The sequence below is a fragment of the Psychrilyobacter piezotolerans genome (assembly GCF_003391055.1).
Classification (GTDB): Bacteria; Fusobacteriota; Fusobacteriia; order Fusobacteriales; family Fusobacteriaceae; genus Psychrilyobacter; species Psychrilyobacter piezotolerans.
In genome coordinates this window covers 1-19,150 of the sequence record NZ_QUAJ01000029.1, presented here as the reverse complement: position 1 = coordinate 19,150, position 19,150 = coordinate 1, and the positions used below count along the sequence as shown (strand labels likewise).

17 protein-coding genes are annotated in these 19,150 nt (G+C 33.8%); 12 read left to right on the top strand and 5 right to left on the bottom strand.

The window, feature by feature from the left end:
- Positions 1-107 precede the first annotated feature (107 nt).
- From DYH56_RS13085 to DYH56_RS13040, 10 genes are all read left to right on the top strand, one after another.
- Positions 108-2,042, top strand: a complete 1,935-nt coding sequence (locus DYH56_RS13085) for a fructose-1,6-bisphosphatase (protein WP_114643328.1) — start codon at positions 108-110, stop codon at positions 2,040-2,042.
- A 148-nt stretch (positions 2,043-2,190) separates the two neighbouring features.
- The gene (locus tag DYH56_RS13080) at positions 2,191-2,811 is read left to right on the top strand and encodes a CBS domain-containing protein (protein WP_114643327.1); all 621 of its coding nucleotides are present in this window, start codon (positions 2,191-2,193) and stop codon (positions 2,809-2,811) included.
- A gap of 89 nt (positions 2,812-2,900) precedes the next feature.
- The gene (gene ppsR, locus DYH56_RS13075) at positions 2,901-3,593 is read left to right on the top strand and encodes a pyruvate, phosphate dikinase/phosphoenolpyruvate synthase regulator (protein WP_202922784.1); all 693 of its coding nucleotides are present in this window, start codon (positions 2,901-2,903) and stop codon (positions 3,591-3,593) included.
- Between the two features lie 21 nt (positions 3,594-3,614).
- On the top strand, positions 3,615-6,200 hold the full coding sequence (gene ppdK / locus DYH56_RS13070) for a pyruvate, phosphate dikinase (RefSeq protein WP_114643325.1): 2,586 nt from the start codon (positions 3,615-3,617) through the stop codon (positions 6,198-6,200).
- A 174-nt stretch (positions 6,201-6,374) separates the two neighbouring features.
- Entirely contained in the window at positions 6,375-7,526 is a 1,152-nt protein-coding gene (locus DYH56_RS13065) for a hypothetical protein (RefSeq protein WP_114643324.1), read from the top strand.
- A 65-nt stretch (positions 7,527-7,591) separates the two neighbouring features.
- Positions 7,592-8,701 (top strand): PfkB family carbohydrate kinase, encoded by a 1,110-nt coding sequence (locus DYH56_RS13060; protein ID WP_114643323.1) that lies wholly within the window; start codon positions 7,592-7,594, stop codon positions 8,699-8,701.
- A gap of 15 nt (positions 8,702-8,716) precedes the next feature.
- Positions 8,717-9,640: a pseudouridine-5'-phosphate glycosidase gene (locus DYH56_RS13055; RefSeq protein WP_199533031.1), complete on the top strand. Its 924-nt coding sequence runs from the start codon at positions 8,717-8,719 to the stop codon at positions 9,638-9,640.
- 90 nt (positions 9,641-9,730) lie between these two features.
- Positions 9,731-10,897 carry a CD0519/CD1768 family membrane protein gene (locus DYH56_RS13050; RefSeq protein WP_114643322.1) on the top strand — a complete coding sequence of 389 codons (1,167 nt, stop codon included), beginning with the start codon at positions 9,731-9,733 and terminating at the stop codon, positions 10,895-10,897.
- A gap of 184 nt (positions 10,898-11,081) precedes the next feature.
- Positions 11,082-11,372 carry a DUF2325 domain-containing protein gene (locus tag DYH56_RS13045; protein ID WP_114643321.1) on the top strand — a complete coding sequence of 97 codons (291 nt, stop codon included), beginning with the start codon at positions 11,082-11,084 and terminating at the stop codon, positions 11,370-11,372.
- 9 nt (positions 11,373-11,381) lie between these two features.
- Positions 11,382-11,708, top strand: coding sequence for a DUF2023 family protein (locus DYH56_RS13040; RefSeq protein WP_114643320.1), 327 nt, complete (start codon positions 11,382-11,384; stop codon positions 11,706-11,708).
- Between the two features lie 36 nt (positions 11,709-11,744).
- Here the strand turns inward: DYH56_RS13040 and ybaK are convergent, their stop codons facing one another.
- From ybaK to DYH56_RS13015, 5 genes are all read right to left on the bottom strand, one after another.
- Positions 11,745-12,221: a Cys-tRNA(Pro) deacylase gene (gene ybaK, locus DYH56_RS13035; RefSeq protein WP_114643319.1), complete on the bottom strand. Its 477-nt coding sequence runs from the start codon at positions 12,219-12,221 to the stop codon at positions 11,745-11,747.
- Positions 12,222-12,470: 249 nt separating this feature from the next.
- Entirely contained in the window at positions 12,471-12,782 is a 312-nt protein-coding gene (locus DYH56_RS13030) for a hypothetical protein (RefSeq protein WP_114643318.1), read from the bottom strand.
- A gap of 150 nt (positions 12,783-12,932) precedes the next feature.
- Positions 12,933-14,528, bottom strand: a complete 1,596-nt coding sequence (gene pyrG / locus DYH56_RS13025; protein ID WP_114643317.1) for a CTP synthase — start codon at positions 14,526-14,528, stop codon at positions 12,933-12,935.
- A gap of 197 nt (positions 14,529-14,725) precedes the next feature.
- Positions 14,726-15,772 carry a zinc-binding metallopeptidase family protein gene (locus DYH56_RS13020; protein ID WP_114643316.1) on the bottom strand — a complete coding sequence of 349 codons (1,047 nt, stop codon included), beginning with the start codon at positions 15,770-15,772 and terminating at the stop codon, positions 14,726-14,728.
- A gap of 103 nt (positions 15,773-15,875) precedes the next feature.
- Complete coding sequence (locus DYH56_RS13015; RefSeq protein ID WP_114643315.1) at positions 15,876-16,397, bottom strand: shikimate kinase; 522 nt, start codon at positions 16,395-16,397, stop codon at positions 15,876-15,878.
- A gap of 207 nt (positions 16,398-16,604) precedes the next feature.
- On the opposite strand from DYH56_RS13015, the gene DYH56_RS13010 reads away from it, so the two are divergent.
- Both DYH56_RS13010 and DYH56_RS13005 read left to right on the top strand, forming a co-directional pair.
- Positions 16,605-17,573 (top strand): ABC transporter substrate-binding protein, encoded by a 969-nt coding sequence (locus DYH56_RS13010; RefSeq protein ID WP_114643314.1) that lies wholly within the window; start codon positions 16,605-16,607, stop codon positions 17,571-17,573.
- Entirely contained in the window at positions 17,566-18,912 is a 1,347-nt protein-coding gene (locus DYH56_RS13005; RefSeq protein WP_114643313.1) for a GGDEF domain-containing protein, read from the top strand. Before DYH56_RS13010 ends, DYH56_RS13005 begins: the two co-directional genes overlap by 8 nt.
- Positions 18,913-19,150: the final 238 nt, after the last annotated feature.

Below are 19,150 nucleotides of genomic sequence, written 5' to 3'. Positions count from 1 at the left end.
CTCGGTGCATTTAATGGGGTTTATTTACTTGCATTTTGCATATAAAGTGGGTAAACTATGTTTAAAGAGAATTAGTGCACATAAATAATAATTAGGGCAGGTGGAGAATGGAAAGGAAGTACTATGAGTTATTATCAAATCGGTATAAAAATATAGGAGAGGTCACAAGTGAAATTATAAATTTGGAAGCTATACTGAATCTTCCCAAGGGGACAGAACATTATCTTACAGATCTTCATGGAGAATACCATGCATTCAGGCATCTGGTGAAAACAGCCTCTGGAAGTTTAAAAATAAAGATAGATGAACTTTTCGGAGACATCCTTTCATTGGAAGAAAAACATAATTTTTCTAAATTAATATTTTATCCCGAAAAAATACTGGAAGGATTAAAATTGAATGAATATGAGAAAGTTCATTGGTACAGAGTGTCTATAAAGAGGATCTTATCCCTGTTTAGATTAGTGTCATCTAAATATACAAGATCTAAAGTAAGGAAGGCGTTACCCAATGAATATGCATATATATTGGAAGAGTTTCTGACATTAAACAGCAAGGACTTCAACAAGGAAGAATATTATTCCCAGATCATATCTACAGTGATAGAATTGGGAATAGCAGATGATTTTATTATAAAATCTGTTAATCTGATCCAGCAGTTGTCGGTAGATAAACTGCATATTTTAGGAGATATATATGACAGGGGGGCAGATCCCCATAAGATTATGGATAACCTCATAGGGCATCATGACTGTGATATTCAGTGGGGAAATCACGATATATTATGGGTAGGAGCATCTAAGGGGCACTTTGCCTGTGTAGCCAATGTGCTTCGTATCTCTCTCCGGTACAGTAATTTAAAAACTTTGGAGGAGGGATACGGGATAAACTTACTGCCCCTGGGAAGATTTGCTATGGAAACCTATGGTGGGGACCCGTGTAAAGAATTTTTACCCATAGCCAACAGTGACGAACTATTTAATGACAAGGAGCAGTACGTCCGGGGGCAGATGCATAAAGCTATAGCTATTATCCAATTTAAATTAGAAGCGGCAGTTATCAAAAAAAGACCGGAATTTCATATGGAAAGGAGGATGCTTTTAGATAAGATAGATCAGACTAAGGGGACCATTATATTGAATGGCAAAGAATATAAGTTAACCAGTAATAATTTTCCCACGATAGATCCCAAAGATCCCTACAAACTTACGGAAAGGGAAGAAGAAGTCATAGAAAAAATAGCTAACTATTTTGAAAAAAGTGACAAACTGCAAAAACATGCTCGTTTTTTCTTTTCCAATGGAAACATATACCTGAAATATAATAATCAGCTGATGTTTCATGGGTGTATTCCTATGGATTCCCATGGGAACTATAAATGTTTTACCATAGACGGTAAGGAATACTGCGGTAAGGAACTCATGGATAAGTTTGAGAAATTAGCTCGTAAAGCTTATTTTAAAAAGGACAAAAAAGATTTGGACTGGTTCTGGTATATGTGGACGGGTGAATATTCACCACTATTTGGTAAGGAAGAGATGAAAACTTTTGAGAGGTATTTTGTCAGTGAGAAAGAAACGCATAAAGAGATAAAGAACCCATACTATACATTGAGGGAGAACGAAGAGATAATATTAAAACTCATGGATCACTTTGGGGTTCTAAAAGAAAATGGTCATGTTATAAACGGGCATACACCTGTACTGGCTAAAAATGGTGAGCTGCCTATAAGGGCGGGGAAAAAGCTGCTAGTAATTGATGGCGGATTATCCAAGGCATACCAGTCAAGTACCGGGACTGCAGGGTATACCCTGATTTATAATTCTTATGGTTTGAGGTTAGCTTCCCACAAACCATTTAAAAGTATTGAAAAAGCCATTGAAGACAGCCATGAAATAATATCGGTAATACAATTAGTGGATAAGGCAGAGAGAAAAAAAGTTAAAGATACAGAAACGGGGGAGCTCCTTATAAAAAGTTTGAAGGACTTAAGGGTGCTGTTAAAGATGTATAGAAGCGGAAATCTTATAGGGAAACATTGATGTACACTACTTTTGTTAAAAAAATGATAAAAAAGGTTAAAAAATAATAAAAAAAGGTTGACTTTTGCCCGGTAAAAGATTATTATTAGATCAAAGATAGGTTTATGGAATAATCACAGGGTATTTGTGAACACTAAAAGGAGAATTTATGAATTTATCTGAAAGACAATATAGAATAATAGAAATTATTAGAATGAACGGTTCAATTACAGGGGAGAAGATAGCTAAGATCTTAGGAGTGACAAGATCAGCTCTCAGAACAGATTTTTCCTTTTTAATAAAATCAGAGATTATAAAGTCTAAAACCAAGGTGGGATATAGTTTGAATCCGCAAAAGCCTAAAAAAATAGACAGTTCTTCATTGAAAAATCTAAATGTAACAGAGTTTATAGGTGAAGCTCTGGTTTTATCGGAAAAAGCCACTATTCACGATGGGATAGTAGAAATATTCACAAGAGATTCAGGAACTATCTATATAACCAATGGAGATCTGCTTTCTGGTGTAGTTTCCAGAAAAGATCTGCTGAAAGCAGCCATAGGAGGGATGGATCTTACTTCTCTGCCGATAAGTTTGATAATGAGCAGGATGCCTAATATACATTTTTGCACTACTGATGCTACATTGTTTGAAGCTGCTGAAATAATTGTGAAAAAAGAGATAGATTCCCTGCCTGTGGTTGAGTATTCCAATGAATTAAAAGGGTATAAAATTGTAGGGAAGATTTCGAAGACGGATCTAAGCAGGGTTTTATTTGAAACTTTATTATAACAGGAGGGATTTCTATTATTGATATATATTTTATAAAAGATGATGCTATAGTAGATTCAGAAGTTATTTTAAAAGTAATTAAAGATGAATTGAATCGTGAAGACTTTAAACTGATACAGATAACGTTGAAAGAATTTAAAAGCTTAGATGTTTTAAACTCTCAGAACTTAGTTTTTTATAGCCTGAAAGATAAAAAACGACTCCGAAAACTGGAAAGTTTTTGTATGGAAAAAGATATCGTACATTTTGATACTTTTAAAATTTTAAAATACGGGTTTAAAAAGTTATTTGAAAAATCCAAAGCAAATTCATTTAAAAAGATGGATGAAAAATATTTTAAGCGTATTGAAGCTATGGAATTTGCGGTAAAATATGACGACGGAAAGATCAGCCGGGGAATATTAGAAGCAGATCTATTGATTGTAGGCTTATCCAGGACATCCAAAACACCGCTGTCAATCTATTTGGCCAATAAAAGCGGGTTAAAGATAATAAATATACCATTGGTACCAGAAGTGCCTATTCCAAAAGAGGTTTTTCAGGCAACCCAGGTAATTGGGCTGACCATATCTATAGATAAATTAAATAAGATAAGGGAACAGAGATTAAAAACCATGAAAGCGGAGGAGAGAGCATCCAGCTATGCTTCCTTTGGCAGGATATTGGAAGAATTAGATTATTCGGATAAAATAATGAAAAAATTACAGTGTCCAGTAATAGATGTATCGGAAAAAGCCATTGAAGAGACGGCAGAGATCATCTTAAAATTAATAAAAGCTTAAATGCTCAAGGAGGATTAACTCATGAAAAAATTTATTTATCCTTTTAAGGATGGTGGAAAGGAAATGAAGTCATTATTAGGTGGAAAAGGTGCAAACCTTTCTGAGATGACTAAATTAGGATTACCGATTCCCCAGGGATTTGTTATAACGACAGAAGCTAGTATGAAATACTATGAAGAGGAAAAAAAAATATGGAAAGGCTTAAAGAAAGAGATAGAGCAAAACTTAAAGAACTTAGAGGCCGTGACAGATAAAAATTTTGGAGGAGATAATCCACTTTTTGTTTCAGTGAGATCCGGGGCTGCCATATCTATGCCTGGAATGATGGATACAATCTTAAACTTAGGTTTAAACGATAAAACATATAAGTTACTTGCAACGCAGACAGGCAATGAACAGTTTGCTTTTAATAGTTATAAAAGATTTATACAAATGTTTTCGGAGGTAGTATATGGAATTGAAAAGTACAAGTATGATTTACTTGAAAAAGAACTTGAAAAGAATGGAACTGAAAAAGAAGCTTATATTAAAGAATATAAAAATCTCTTTAAATCAGAAGTAAACTTTAAGTTTCCGGAAGATCCAATGGACCAGCTGTTAGCAGCAATCGAAGCAGTATTTAGCTCTTGGAACAACCCGAGAGCTATCTACTACCGTAATTTAAACAATATTCCACATGATATCGGAACGGGAGTTACCGTTCAGTCTATGGTATTTGGTAATATGGGGGATACTTCAGGAACAGGAGTTGTATTTACCAGAAATCCATCTTGTGGTGAAAATAAATTATTTGGAGAATTTTTAATCAATGCTCAGGGGGAAGATGTAGTAGCAGGGATAAGAACTCCTAAAAAGATAGAAGAATTAGAAGCTGTAATGCCTGAAACTTATAAGGAATTGATAGACCTATGTAATCTTTTAGAAGATCATTATAAGGATATGCAGGATATAGAATTTACCATTGAAAATAATGAATTATACATCCTTCAAACAAGAAATGGAAAGAGAACTGCAAATGCTGCTATAAAAGTAGCTACAGACCTGGTTAATGAAGGTATAATAACTAAGGAAAAAGCTATAATGATGATAGAACCTGAGATGATCTCTCAGCTGCTGCATCCGACATTTTCAGAAGAAGAATTAGCAAATTCAGAAGTTTTAGTGACTGGACTAGCTGCATCACCAGGTGCCGCAACAGGAAGAGTATATTTTAGTTCAGAAAAGATAAAGGAAAATAATGGAGGAATCTTAGTAAGATTAGAAACTTCTCCGGAAGATATTGAAGGGATGAACATAGCAGATGGAATACTAACTGTTCGTGGAGGGATGACTTCCCATGCAGCAGTAGTTGCCCGTGGAATGGGTAGATGCTGTATCTGTGGATGCGGGTCAATGGATTTAGATGAAGAAAAAAAAGAGTTTAAAGTAGGAAATATCACAGTCTCTGAAGGAGAATATATATCATTAAACGGAAGTACAGGAAATGTATACCTGGGTGAACTTAATAAAAGTGATTCCGGATTGACCGATGAATTTAAGATGATCCTGGACTGGTCCAGTGAAATTGGTGCTATGAAAGTATTGGCAAATGCTGATACCCCGTTAGATGCCAAGGTTGCTTATGACTTTGGGGCAAATGGAATAGGTCTTTGCAGAACTGAGCATATGTTTTTCGAGGAAAAAAAGATAAATCATGTGAGAGAGATGATCTTAGCTGAAAATAGTCATGAAAGAAAAATAGCTTTAGATAATATTTTACCTCTTCAAAGACTTGATTTTATAGGGATATTCGAGGCAATGAAAGGTAATTCTGTGACGGTAAGATTGATCGATCCTCCACTGCATGAGTTTTTACCAAAAGAGAAGGAAGAAAAATTAAAGCTGACTAAATCTATGGGCATTACCATGGAAGATATAGAGAACAGGATGTTAAAGTTAGAGGAGTTAAACCCTATGCTGGGGCATCGTGGATGCAGGCTGGGAATAACTTATCCGGAGATTTATGAGATGCAGTCCAGAGCAATCATTGAAGCTGCTATAGAAGTGAAAAAATCCGGGATCGATGTAAAACCCGAGATAATGATTCCGTTGGTAGGTAAGGTAGAAGAATTAGGATACTTGAGAGAAAGATTAGTTTCAGTAGTAGATGAGGTAATAGAAAATTCAGGTATAGAGTTAGAATATAAGATAGGAACTATGATAGAAGTTCCCAGAGCTTGTGTTACAGCTGGCGAGATTGCCAAAGAAGCTGATTTCTTTAGTTTTGGAACCAATGACCTGACTCAAATAACTTTTGGATATTCAAGGGATGATGCAGGAAAGTTTATATCTGACTATAGGGAAAAAGATATATTAGAAGCAGATCCGTTTGAAACCATAGATATAAAGGGTGTAGGAAAATTGATGGAGATGGCAGTGACCCTGGGTAGAGGGGAGAAAAAGAACCTTAAAATAGGTATCTGCGGAGAACATGGGGGAGATCCAAAGAGTATTGAATTTTTCCACTCAATTGGTCTGGCTTATGTAAGTTGTTCACCATATAGAATTCCTATTGCTAAATTAGCAGTAGCACAAAACACTATAAAAGGAAGAAAATATCATTTCTAAAAAATAAAAATTAAAAGATCTGTATAGAGAAATTCTATATAGATCTTTTTTTATAGGAATAATCGAGATGGGTTTGGTATACTTATAAAAAGCAACGTGACGTTGCATCCAGACAGACATAATTTTAGATTTTTATAAAATTATAATTTTCTAGATAATAATTAGGAGGTAGTAATGAAAAAAAACAAGGTGATATTTATACTGTTGTTAGAATTGATGCTTATGGGATGCAGTAATGCGGAAGAAAAGATAAATAGCGAGGCTGTAATGGAGATAGACAGGGGGAATTTTATAAAAGCATCTTACCTGTTAAATGATGCCATCAGGATCAACCCCGACTACCTGGATGGTATGGTTAATTATAGAAATGTATACCCACGGGCACTGGACCAGGCTGTTGAAAAAATAGGTGAATATCAAAAAGTATCCGATTATAAATTGGAAGCTTATGCCTATGAGGATCTCCTCAAATTAAAAAATAACTACTATTATGCAGATGACCTGGTTCATCAAAAATTGAGCTTGAGTCTGGAGATCCTCACAATTGAGGAGTTATATAAGTTAAAAGCCACAATGGGTGAAGTATACTATAGTGCAGGGAATGAATTGGAAGACAGAAAGTTAAACAGGGCAGAAAAAAGGGAAAGATACTTTCTCTATGAAAGAGGTGTAGAGCTGTCACCGAAATATAAAGACCTTGCAGACCGCCGTGAAAAAGCCTATGAAGAGGCTTTGGTCAAAGCCATGATTGAATTTTCTAAAAATACTCCTGTTTCATATAGAATCAATCTGGAAAGTCAGGTAAAGGGAAATGTTGCTCAAGGGGAAAAAAGAACCCTTATAAGATTAGTTCCCCTGGATGGAAAAAGATTTGCAGATGCATGGGAAAACAATAAGGCTGACAATATTATAAATACAGGGATAAAAATAAATTTAAATTATATAACCTCAACTCCTGAATCCGTAAAAAAATCTGTAATACCTTTAACCTGGTATGAACAGTATGTGGCTAATACTAAAGATGGTCCCGTAGTAAAAAATATTAAAAAAACATATTTCAGACATGATTTTTATAAGTCAGCAGATGTAAGGGTAAGTTTTACATATATCATGAAAGATCTTTCCACCGGTGAGATCATAGGATCGGGAACATTTGACGGGATAGGGGAGGACAGCTATGGATGGTCTGATTTTTCAGGAAACCTTCCTAAAGGTCAGGCAAGGGGAACTTATGTAAGGAAATTAAAATCCAAGAAAGAACTGACAGAGATGGCACTGGCAGATGCAGTCTCTAAGATCTCCCAGGATATATCGGATAAAATATAAGTTGACAAAAATACCTTCGTGTATTAAACTAATGTTAAGAAATAAACATTAATTAAGGAGTGATCATGACTAATAGGGAAAGGGAAGTTTTAAAATTAATTGAAAGCAACCCCATGATCTCCCAAGAGGAGATAGCAAGTATCCTTGAAATTACAAGGTCTTCTGTAGCAGTTCATATAAGCAATCTTATGAAAAAAGGTGTGATTATGGGGAAGGGATATGTTTTATCTAAGGAGGAATCATATATTTGTGTGGTTGGGGGATCAAATATTGATATCCAGGGATATCCAAAAGATTCGCTTATTCCAGGTGATTCCAACCCGGGGAGTGTAAAAACATCCCTAGGTGGTGTAGGGAGAAACATTGCAGAAAATCTTACAAGATTAGGGGTAAAAACCAAGTTTTTAAGTGTGGTAGGAGATGATGAGAATGGAAAAAGAATCCTTACTCATGCTAAATCAATCGATCTTCATATGGAAAATACCCTGGTGGTCAAGGGAGAAAGTACCTCTACCTACCTCTGTGTATTGGATGAGAAAAGAGATATGAATGTAGCAATATCCTATATGGATATCTTAAAAAATATGGATATAGACTATATAAAAAAGAATGATTATATCGTTAAAAATTCAAAATATTGTATAGTGGATGCCAACCTTCCGGAAATCTTGGAATATCTGGTAACTACCTATGATGTGCCATTTATTTTAGATACGGTATCTGCAAGTAAGGCTAAAAAAATAAAGGATCTAGTGGGTTATTTTCACACTATAAAACCCAATAAGATGGAAGCTGAAGTCTTATCTGGAATAGCCATAAAGAATGAATCAGATCTTAAAAAAGCAGGCCAATACTTTGTAGATAAGGGGGTAAAAAATGTCTTTATTACCTTGGGAGCAGACGGGGTATACTATAAAACTCCTAAAATAGAAGGGATCGTAGTCCCCCCTACCATGGAGATGGTAGGAGCCACAGGAGCAGGAGATGCTTTCGTAGCAGGTTTAACCTACGGATTATTCAACGATAAAAATATAGAAGATGAGATAAGGTTTGCCATTGGAGCATCGATCTTGGCAATCTCCTCAGAGGAGACTATAAATCCAAATATAACATCTAGTTTGGTGGAAAAAACAATAGAAAAACTAAATTTTAAGAATAATAAAATAATTTTATAATAAAAGGAGTGTATTATGTTAATTTATGAAAAGTATGTAGACATCAGCAGTGAGGTTATGGAAGCATTGGATCATGGTAAACCTGTAGTAGCATTGGAGTCTACGATTATTTCTCATGGGATGCCTTATCCTATGAATGTAGAGACTGCACTTAAAGTTGAAGATATAATCAGAGAGGGTGGGGCTGTTCCGGCAACCATTGCCATCTTAAATGGAAGGTTAAAAGTAGGATTGACAAAGGAAGAGATCGATTATCTTGGAAAAGCCGGGCAGAAAGTTATTAAAACCAGCAGAAGAGATATTCCATTTATTATTGCAAAGCAATTGGACGGTGCAACTACTGTAGCTTCAACAATGATAATAGCTGATATCGCAGGAATCAAAGTATTCGCTACCGGCGGTATCGGAGGAGTGCACAGAGGAGCAGAAACAAGTTTTGATATATCTGCTGACTTGGAAGAACTAGGAAGAACAGATGTAGCAGTAGTTTGTGCAGGAGCAAAATCAATATTGGATATAAACCTGACTTTGGAATATTTAGAGACAAAGGGAGTTCCTGTAGTAGGATACCAAACCGATGAACTGCCTGCTTTTTATACCAGAAAAAGTGGATTTAAGGTAGATTATAATATCCAGACCCCAAGTGAATTAGCACTTGCTTTAAAAGCTAAATGGGATCTGCATCTAAATGGAGGGTTTGTAATAGCTAATCCAATTCCTGAAAAATATGAGATGGATTTTGATACAATTACAGATGCTATCAATAAAGCTGTGGAAGAGGCCGAAAAATTAGGAATAAAAGGTAAGGAAAGTACACCATTTTTATTAGCTAAGGTAAAGGAATTAACCGGTGGGGATTCATTGGAATCAAATATTGAGTTAGTCTATAATAATGCCAGATTAGCTGCAAAATTAGCTGTAGAATATTCAAAATTATAATTAAATAGAAAAATCTTCTTGCTAATAAGTTCACAATAGTGTATCTTGTTTGGGAAGAAGATTTTTTTTTGTAAAAAAAGGGAGGAAAAAATGAACAAAAAATACAAAAAATCCATTAGTTTGGAAGGGATACTTGCAATTTTATTGATTATTGGAGGCATAAGTTATACAGCTGGTATAATGGGTGGGATAAATATGATCAACACTATAATGAAAACCACTCACGATTTACTTTTAAATACGGTGTTTTTCATAATGGGAATAGCGGTTTTAGCCGGTTCTTTAGCCGGTGTATTGTCGGAATTTGGAGTGATATCTATAATTAATAGAGTTTTATCTCCGTTGATGAAACCACTTTATAATCTGCCTGGAGCAGCAGTCTTAGGGGTTATAACTACATATCTGTCGGATAATCCGGCAGTTATTACTTTGGCTGAAGATAAGGGGTTTAGAAAATATTTTAAAAAATTCCAGTTACCGGCTCTTACCAATTTAGGGACATCATTTGGGATGGGATTGGTAGTTTCAGCCTTTATGGTAGCCCAGAGTGCTGTGGCAGGGGAAAGTTTAATAGCTCCAGTGATAATAGGTAATATTGGAGCCTTTTTAGGAAGTATCGTCAGTGTAAACATGATGCTGGTATTTACAAAAAAACTATATGGAACAGAAGAATATATTGACGGTAACAGTGATTTTGACTCCAATGCAGATATACTGAATTACCGTGAAGTAAGGGATGGGAGTGTTACAGGAAGAGCTCTGGAAGCCGCTTTAGAAGGTGGGAAAACAGGTGTTAAGATGGGGCTGGAAATAATTCCGGGAGTTCTCATTATCTGTACCATGGTAATGATGCTCACAAATGGACCGAGTCCAAATGGATATACTGGTGCAGCCTATGAAGGGATAAAGTTACTGCCTTTTTTAGGGGATAAATTATCATTTATATTTACACCGATATTTGGATTTCAGCATTCAGAAGCACTGGCTTTCCCTATCACATCTTTGGGAGCAGTGGGAGCAGCCATAAGTTTGGTGCCTCAGCTTTTGAGAGATAAATTAATTGGCGGGAATGAGATAGCAGTATTTACAGCCATGGGAATGTGCTGGAGTGGTTATTTGAGTACCCACGTAGCTATGATGGACAGTCTGAAATTTAGAAATCTTACCGGGAAAGCCATATTTAGTCATACTATAGCCGGACTGGCAGCTGGATCTAGTGCACATTTCTTATTCATGTTTTATAGTTCATTTATGTAAAAATAATATTATTGTGGAGTTTTCTATTTTGAAAGCTCCTTTTTTTAGTATCAAGGAAATTATACCTGTCTGGATACAACGTCACGTTTCTTTTTGTTAAATAAAGTTGCAAATGTTTCACTTGTCGTATATAATGATTAACATATAGTTTGAAAATCAAAATAAAAAGTAAGCGGGAGGAACAATGATAGCGATAATTGGAGGAGTAAAGGGGATTGAGTTTGAATATAAGGGATTGATGAAGAAAAATAATCTTAAGTGTAAAATATACAATAAAAATTGTCCGAATTTTGAGAAGAAAATAAAAAATTGTGAAGTATGTATAATGTTTACCAATACAATAAGTCATAAACTTTCGGTTTCATGCAACAAGGTCTGTAAGAAAAATGATATTAAATTAATAAGAGTTCATTCAAGCAGCATAAATAAACTAAAGGAAAGCATCGGTGAAGTATGTGAGTATTTAAATAATTAGGAGGCAAAGATGCAGGTATTTGTTCATCATATATATGAATATGAAAAAGGGTTGAGAAATTTAGTATTGCATACAACATCTAAAGATAACCTTGAGATGATTGAAATGAAATTAGGAAATAGAAAGATAAGTTATAAAATATATGAAACCAAAAATGGAAAACTTAATATTTTTTTTGGGGCAAAGGAATGTGTAGATGTCATAAAGAAAATTGGGAAGGATTATTTGGTAGATTATACAGCAGAGGAAGATTTTATGTTGGGGATAATGTTAGGTTACGACAGAAAAAAACAATGTGAGAGATTTATGAAATATGATGAAATAAATAGAGCTTAATCAAGTAAATCTCTATTTATTTCAAGATTTTTTTACTTAGATGTTTATAGATATGTCGTCTACACGGATATCTAAAATTTTGATTAAATTATTTGGAGCTATCTCGATTTGCATCCCTCTTTTTCCACCACTGATAAAAATAGTTTCAAAATTCAGGCAGGAATTTTCCATGTAAGTAGGAAAAAGTTTCTTCATCCCCAGGGGAGAACACCCGCCTCTCATATATCCTGTTATCTTCAGGAGATCTTTCATATGAATCATCTCAACTTTCTTATTTTTGCTGATCTTAGCTAATTTTTTCAGGTCTAATTCCTGTTTTCCGGGTATACAGGCTACTAAATATCCGGTTTTATCTCCTAAAAGAACTAAAGTTTTAAAGATTCTGTCTATATCAACCTTAGTTTTTTCTGCCATAGCCACAGCGCTGAGGTCGGACTCATCGTATTCATATTCATCTGTCCCATATGGAATTTTATTTTTATCCAGGATTCTCATGGCATTTGTTTTTTTCATATTTCCTCCCTTGTATAATATTTCACTCAAATAATCATTGGTTAAACTTGATGTATGAGCTCCTAAGATGGCTCTTCTAGCTGATTTATTTTCAAATATTCTTTTATTAAAAAAAATCTCTTAGGTTAAAGCTTATCATATAAATATAAAATATTAAAGGAGGAAAATCATGGGTTTTTATACAAAACTCATAAGGTTGTGACAGAGCTCTGTGAATTAAAAAAGGAGGACTGTGTGTCCTCCTAAATTTTATAGATGGATTATAAAATAACTCTTTCCTTTAACTTTAAATTCCACGGGTTTTCTTTCCCTGATTTTTCTAAATTTTGTATGGGTATATCTTTTCACCATTTTTTGAGGATAATCTTCTGCTTTCTTCCTACTCATAGTAACTATGGTATTGATTACTTCAGATTTTTTATTACTGACTAGATAGTCCTCCTTCATGCAGGTGAACAGAACACCCCTATAGATAGGATCTCCTTTTATCTGTTTAAAATTTATATTTTTACCCAATCTTTCATTGATATATAACCCTAGGGCCAACATTCTATCTTTCATAATTATCTTCTCCTTTTGATCACTAATTAACACTATATGTCCTGTCTCTAAAATCATTAATTTTAATTTCTTTATATCTATTGGTGTAATTCGCGATTCATTTTTTCTTTTTAGACAAAAATTTGGCTGAGAGATCCCAGCCAAATACTTTTATTTTCCTGTTCTGTTAAATGCTGCAGTGATTAAACCACTAAATAATGGATGTGGTCTGTTAGGTCTTGTTTTAAATTCTGGATGGAATTGTCCGGCAATAAAGTAAGGGTGGTCCTTAATCTCTACAATTTCAGCTAATCTTCCATCTGGAGAAGCACCTGAAATGATAAGTCCGGCTTTTTCCATCTCTTCTTTAAACTCGTTGTTAAACTCAAATCTATGTCTATGTCTTTCATAGATTAACTCTTCCCCGTATAATTCACGGGCTAAAGTTCCATCTTTTAATTTACAAGGGTATAGTCCTAATCTCATAGTTCCACCCATCTCTACATCTTTTTGATCTGGCATGATATCGATTACCGGGTGAGTAGTATCAGAATTAAATTCTGCTGAATGAGCAGTTTTCCATCCCATAATAGATCTAGCATATTCAATAACTGCTGACTGCATTCCAAGACATATTCCTAAGAAAGGGATCTTATTTTCCCTAGCATATTTTATTGCAGCGATCTTACCTTCTACTCCACGATCTCCAAATCCACCAGGGACTAAGATTCCGTCAAATCCTTTTAAATCTTCTAAGTTTAGGTCTTCAGCTTGAATGTAAGTTATGTCAGCATTGATATCCTGGTGGTATCCTGCATGCTTAATAGATTCATCTATAGAGATATATGCATCTTTTAATTCTATATATTTTCCAACTACAGCTATTTTAACCTTCTTAGAAGGATTCTTGATCTTCTTTACCATAGCTCTCCACTCTGTAAGAGCAGGTTTTTCATTGGCAACACCCAATTGTTTGCAAACTGCATCTGCTAATCCATTCTCCTCTAAGTTCATAGGCACTTCATATATTGTAGAAGCATCTTTACACTCGATTACAGCATCTGTATCCAGGTCGCAGAATAATGATAATTTTTCTTTCAATGATTCAGGTAGAGTATGCTCAGTTCTACATACTAATATGTTAGGTCTGATTCCTAGAGTCATAAGCTGTTTTACTGAATGCTGTGCAGGTTTTGATTTCAATTCTCCAGCTGCTTTTAAATAAGGAACCAATGCACAATGAACGTACAGTACATTTTCTCTTCCTACATCATATCTAAATTGTCTGATAGCTTCTAAAAATGGTGTAGACTCGATATCTCCTACAGTTCCACCAATTTCAGTGATTACGAAATCAGAGTTTACTTCTTTACCTACAATTTCAATTCTTGATTTGATCTCATTTGTGATATGGGGAATAACTTGTACAGTTTTACCTAAGTATTCTCCCTTTCTTTCTTTGTTGATTACACTTTGGTAGATTCTACCAGTAGTAACACTGCTGTACTTAGTTAAGTTTTGATCGATAAATCTTTCATAGTGACCTAAGTCTAAGTCTGTTTCTGCTCCATCGTCAGTTACAAATACCTCACCATGCTCATATGGATTCATTGTTCCTGGATCTATATTGATATACGGATCAAATTTTTGAATAGTAACCGAATGACCTCTTTCCTCTAAAAGTCTACCTAAAGACGCTGCTACAATTCCCTTTCCTAAAGATGATACTACACCACCGGTAACAAAAATATATTTAGTTTGTTTCATATAACTCCTCCTAAAATAATAGATTTAACACATAAAAAAAAGGCGAAAAAAAAAACGGATGTTTTGATTTATCGCCTATAATAATTTTTTTTTAAAAAACAGAAAATATCTTTCCCCTGTTTTATTTACTTTAATAAGTATACAGTAAAGTCCAAAAAAAAGCAATTTTTTTTTGGACTTTATAGTCTTTTAACCTTCTATCCCTCAATTGGGTTTAAATTAATTTTAGGATCTAAATTCAGGATAAAATGAGTAAGCAGATTTATTTCATCTTCAATATCATAAAAACTAGCTGTTTCCACCGGGGAGTGCATATATCTGATTGGAAGGGAAAGAAGAGCTACAGGAACTCCTTTACCGGTATACTTTATAGTATCTGCATCTGTTCCGGTCCTTCTGGGAGTCAGCTCATACTGTAAATTTATATCCAATTCTTCAGCTGATTTTTCTAATTCTGTATTGATCTTTAAATTTATAGGGGCCCCCTTGGCCAGGACCGGACCACCCTCCAATGAAAACTCTCCATTGGCATTGGTATCTACACCTGGATAATCAGTGGCAAAGGTAACGTCACAAATTACAGCCATATCCGGGTTAATTTTTGAACCGGCAAAATAAGCTCCTCCCTGATTGGTTTCCTCAGTACTTGTATTGACTGCATAGACTCCTATACCCAGGTCTTCCTTAGCCAGGTTTCTCATAACTTCAGCTATGATAAAACTTCCGGTTTTATTATCCAAAGCTTTTCCGGCGATCCTATTTTCCTGCAAAATTTCAGTTTCTCTTTTATAAACTGCCATATCTCCGATATTTAAAAATTTTACTGCTGATTCCTTATCTTTGAAGCCGCAGTCCACATAGATATCATCCATAGTAAGATCTTCCTTCACCCCGCCATGATGTTCGGCATTAGCTCCAACTACTCCAACTACCTCTTTTTTACCCAGGAATTTTATCTTCATTCCTACGGCGACTTTTGGACTGATTCCCCCTAGTTTTTCTAGAAAAATAAAACCGTTAGAATCGATTCTTTTTACCATAAATCCAATTTCATCCCCATGAGCTGCAATCATTATTTTAAAATCTGCCTCTGGATTCAAAACTGCATATGCATTGCCTACATTATCACTCTCTGTTTTATGAGAAAACTGTTTCATATAGTCCAGCCAAAGAAGCTGCACCTCCTTTTCCATTCCAGATGGTGAAGAAGTATCCAAAAGATCCATTAAAAATTTTCTGTTCATACAATTATGCCCCCTATTATTTTTATTATCTAAAAAATTATAAAATTTAACAATAAATTAAAGGTTATCAAAACTTTGATTGTAATTAGTCACGTTGCCTTTTTTAATCAAACTTAATATACATTTTTTTAATCTTATCCACAGTATCCCAAATGTTAGTGTTAGAATCAATATATACTTTGTCATCCATATATTTTTTATAATTATCTACCCTTTCGTTTAAAAGCTCCACAATACGGGAGTGCAGATCCTTGACATCGTTGAGGAGAGGCCGGGTATTTCTCCTGGAAACTCTCTTGTATATACATTCAACAGTACAATCCAAATAGATCACAAAACCCCTTTTTTTTAGAAGCATTATATTGGTATCGGACGCTACCACACCACCACCTGTAGAGATAACGGTGTTGTTCATCTTTGAAATTTCTTTAACATATTTAGCTTCAATTTCTCTAAAATATTTCTCACCTTTCAGGGAAAAGATCTCTTTTATCTTCATTTTTTCTTTATTTTCTATATAATGGTCCGTGTCTACAAAGTTCATCTCCAGAACTTTAGCCAGCTCCCTGCCCACTGTAGATTTTCCACTTCCCATAAATCCTATTAAAATTAAATTTTGTTTCATAAGGTTCACCTCGAGACAATTATATCATAATATTAAATACTTTTGATTACTTTTATTTTCTCTTTTTCAGGCAATAACTATTTATTGAATGGAAAATTGTGATTTTGTAAAAGTAGAAGGATTTCACAAGATTTTTTTGTATATATTTTAAATGAAAAATGAATTATTTAATGAATTGTATATTATGAAAAAAATATGGGAGGAGAAATGAAAAATAAAAAATTATATTTGATATTAGGTGTTTTATTTTTAAGTTTGATTTCCTGCAGAAAATATGAGGAACCTATAAAAATAGGGGTCAATGATTGGCCTCCGTGTGAGTTGTGGTATATAGCTGAAAAACAGGGTTATTTTGAAGATACCAAAGTGGAAATTATTAGATTTTCTACCTGGGCAGACAATTTAACAGCTTTTTATTTAGGGAAAACAGATATAGTGAGTTCATCATATTTTAATACTCTTTATTATGATAAAAAAGGGGAAGATGCAAAGATGATCCTCACTGCCGATATTATAAAAGGCGCAGATGGACTGGTTGTTAAAAATTACATTGAGAACCTGAAAGATCTGAAAGGGAAAAAAATAGCGGTAGAGCTGGGAACAGATGAACATTTTTTACTTCATAAAGCATTGGAAAAAATAGGTCTCAAAGAGGAGGAAGTGACAATAATCCCCGCTACTTCTAAAGAAGGTATGGAAAAATTTATCCTTGGGGAAGTAGATGCCTGTTTAACATATGAACCTTTTATGACTCGGGCTGCTCAAAAGGGAGGAGGAAGAGTTACTCTTACTACAACTGATTTACCAGATTATGTGATCGATGTTTTGCTTGCCAGGAATGAGGTTTTAGAGAAAAGAAAGAAAGATTATTCAAACCTTATCCGTGCCTGGTATAAGGCTCAAAAATTTGTAGATGAAAATCCAGAAGAAGCTTATAAGATAATGAGTTCTAAGGAAAATATGAGTTCTGAAGAATTCAAATTGTTTTATGAAAGTTTTAAAATGTATAGTATAGATGAAAATAAAGAAATATTTGCTTCAGAAAAATTTAAAGAAAAATTAATGGAGATGGATAATTTTTTATTCGAAAATGATTTAATCTCTGAGAGGGTAGAGGTAGAAAAAATATATACAGATGAAATTATTATCGACATAGGAGAGGAGAAAAATGAATAAGGGATTTCGAAGATCTTTTTATGCCTTATATCTAAGAATTTCAGCGGGGGTAATAATTGTAATAATTACAACTATGTTTTTATCGTTTTTTTTCATCGATAAACTTCTTTATAGTTATTTAAAACTCCAGTATAAAGAACAGGTTTTTTCTGTTATTTCAGGATTAGACTGGGCAGCATCAGGTCTTTTAGAAAAGAAAGAAATAAATTCTTTGCAGAGGCTAACAGAAAATATTGGTTCCTATTCTTTTATCGAAAAAATACGTATCTATAATACAGAAGATAAGATCATATCCTCTAACAATAAAGAGGAAGTTGGAGAAGAGCAGAGGGAAAAAATCGTGAATGAGATTTTAATAAAAAATAAACTAAGAAGTATGGAAATAAATTTTAAAGAGGGTCGATTTAAAGTGGCTGTTCCTATAAAGGGTAAGGAATATAGTAGAGTGACAAAATCAGGAGTAGTCGGGGTACTCTTCATAAAGGTTGCTCTGAGAGGAATAGATAAACTCATGTATGATTATAGACATAACATTATTAGGAATATAATTATAGTTGGTGTGTTTTTGCTAATAATAATATTAATATTGTTAACAAAAAAATTATTTATTCCCTTAATTAAATTATCAGATGCTGCAAAAGAAGTATCTCGTGGGAATTATAAGAGTAAAATTGAGAATAGTTCTAGGTTAGAATTTAATTATTTGATCGATGAATTTAATCATATGATCGAGCAAATTAACATAAGGGATGAAAAATTAAAGATCAGTCGAAAAAAATTAGAAGATTATAGTTTATTACTTGAAAAAAAGGTGAAAGAAAGAACTAAGGAACTGCATCTAAGTAATAAAAATTTAAAAAAAATAGCAATTACAGATGGATTGACTAAAGTTTATAACAGGAAGTATATTTTAGAAAAACTTGAAGTTGAAATAGAAAATGCAAAAAGAGTTCATGAAAAACCATCTGTGGTTATGCTGGATGTGGATGACTTTAAAAAAATAAATGATAAGTATGGTCACCAAACAGGGGATGAAGTATTAAAAAAAATAAGTGAATTTATAAAAAGTAATTTAAGAGAGATAGATCTATTTGGAAGGTATGGTGGGGAAGAATTTATTATTATCCTGCCTGAAACAAATATAGAAAAATCTTTTTATATAGCTGAAAGGATCAGGGAAGAAGTTGAAAATATAAGATATGATAATGAAAATATTAAAACCACTATAAGTTTAGGAGTTATAGAAGTAGTTGATGAAAATCAAAATGAAATTATAAGAAAAGTTGATAAGTTATTATATAAAGCTAAAGCAAATGGAAAAAATAGGGTAGAAAAATGAAAAAGCTGAAAAAATTATTTTGGCTTTTTTACTTTATAAGTTAACTAAAAATAAATGTTATAAAATTGAATTAGACATATCACTTTAAATTTAAAGAATGATAGATTTTTAAAGGAGCATTCCTGTATAATAAAAAAGTAAATGGTTGAAAAAAAAAGATACCTCGATGTAAAATTAAGACGACTAAACCCTAATATTTTACGGAGGTATCCACATGAAGTTTAACCAAAATAGCAAA

What these genes read in the sequence shown, in the direction of transcription:
- DYH56_RS13085 (WP_114643328.1), top strand. Translation starts at nt 108, where the DNA reads ATGGAAAGGAAGTACTATGAGTTATTATCAAATCGGTATAAAAATATA.
- DYH56_RS13080 (WP_114643327.1), top strand. Translation starts at nt 2,191, where the DNA reads ATGAATTTATCTGAAAGACAATATAGAATAATAGAAATTATTAGAATG.
- ppdK (WP_114643325.1), top strand. Translation starts at nt 3,615, where the DNA reads ATGAAAAAATTTATTTATCCTTTTAAGGATGGTGGAAAGGAAATGAAG.
- DYH56_RS13065 (WP_114643324.1), top strand. Translation starts at nt 6,375, where the DNA reads ATGAAAAAAAACAAGGTGATATTTATACTGTTGTTAGAATTGATGCTT.
- DYH56_RS13060 (WP_114643323.1), top strand. Translation starts at nt 7,592, where the DNA reads ATGACTAATAGGGAAAGGGAAGTTTTAAAATTAATTGAAAGCAACCCC.
- DYH56_RS13055 (WP_199533031.1), top strand. Translation starts at nt 8,717, where the DNA reads ATGTTAATTTATGAAAAGTATGTAGACATCAGCAGTGAGGTTATGGAA.
- DYH56_RS13050 (WP_114643322.1), top strand. Translation starts at nt 9,731, where the DNA reads ATGAACAAAAAATACAAAAAATCCATTAGTTTGGAAGGGATACTTGCA.
- DYH56_RS13045 (WP_114643321.1), top strand. Translation starts at nt 11,082, where the DNA reads ATGATAGCGATAATTGGAGGAGTAAAGGGGATTGAGTTTGAATATAAG.
- DYH56_RS13040 (WP_114643320.1), top strand. Translation starts at nt 11,382, where the DNA reads ATGCAGGTATTTGTTCATCATATATATGAATATGAAAAAGGGTTGAGA.
- ybaK (WP_114643319.1), bottom strand. Translation starts at nt 12,221, where the DNA reads ATGAAAAAAACAAATGCCATGAGAATCCTGGATAAAAATAAAATTCCA.
- DYH56_RS13030 (WP_114643318.1), bottom strand. Translation starts at nt 12,782, where the DNA reads ATGAAAGATAGAATGTTGGCCCTAGGGTTATATATCAATGAAAGATTG.
- pyrG (WP_114643317.1), bottom strand. Translation starts at nt 14,528, where the DNA reads ATGAAACAAACTAAATATATTTTTGTTACCGGTGGTGTAGTATCATCT.
- DYH56_RS13020 (WP_114643316.1), bottom strand. Translation starts at nt 15,772, where the DNA reads ATGAACAGAAAATTTTTAATGGATCTTTTGGATACTTCTTCACCATCT.
- DYH56_RS13015 (WP_114643315.1), bottom strand. Translation starts at nt 16,397, where the DNA reads ATGAAACAAAATTTAATTTTAATAGGATTTATGGGAAGTGGAAAATCT.
- DYH56_RS13010 (WP_114643314.1), top strand. Translation starts at nt 16,605, where the DNA reads ATGAAAAATAAAAAATTATATTTGATATTAGGTGTTTTATTTTTAAGT.
- DYH56_RS13005 (WP_114643313.1), top strand. Translation starts at nt 17,566, where the DNA reads ATGAATAAGGGATTTCGAAGATCTTTTTATGCCTTATATCTAAGAATT.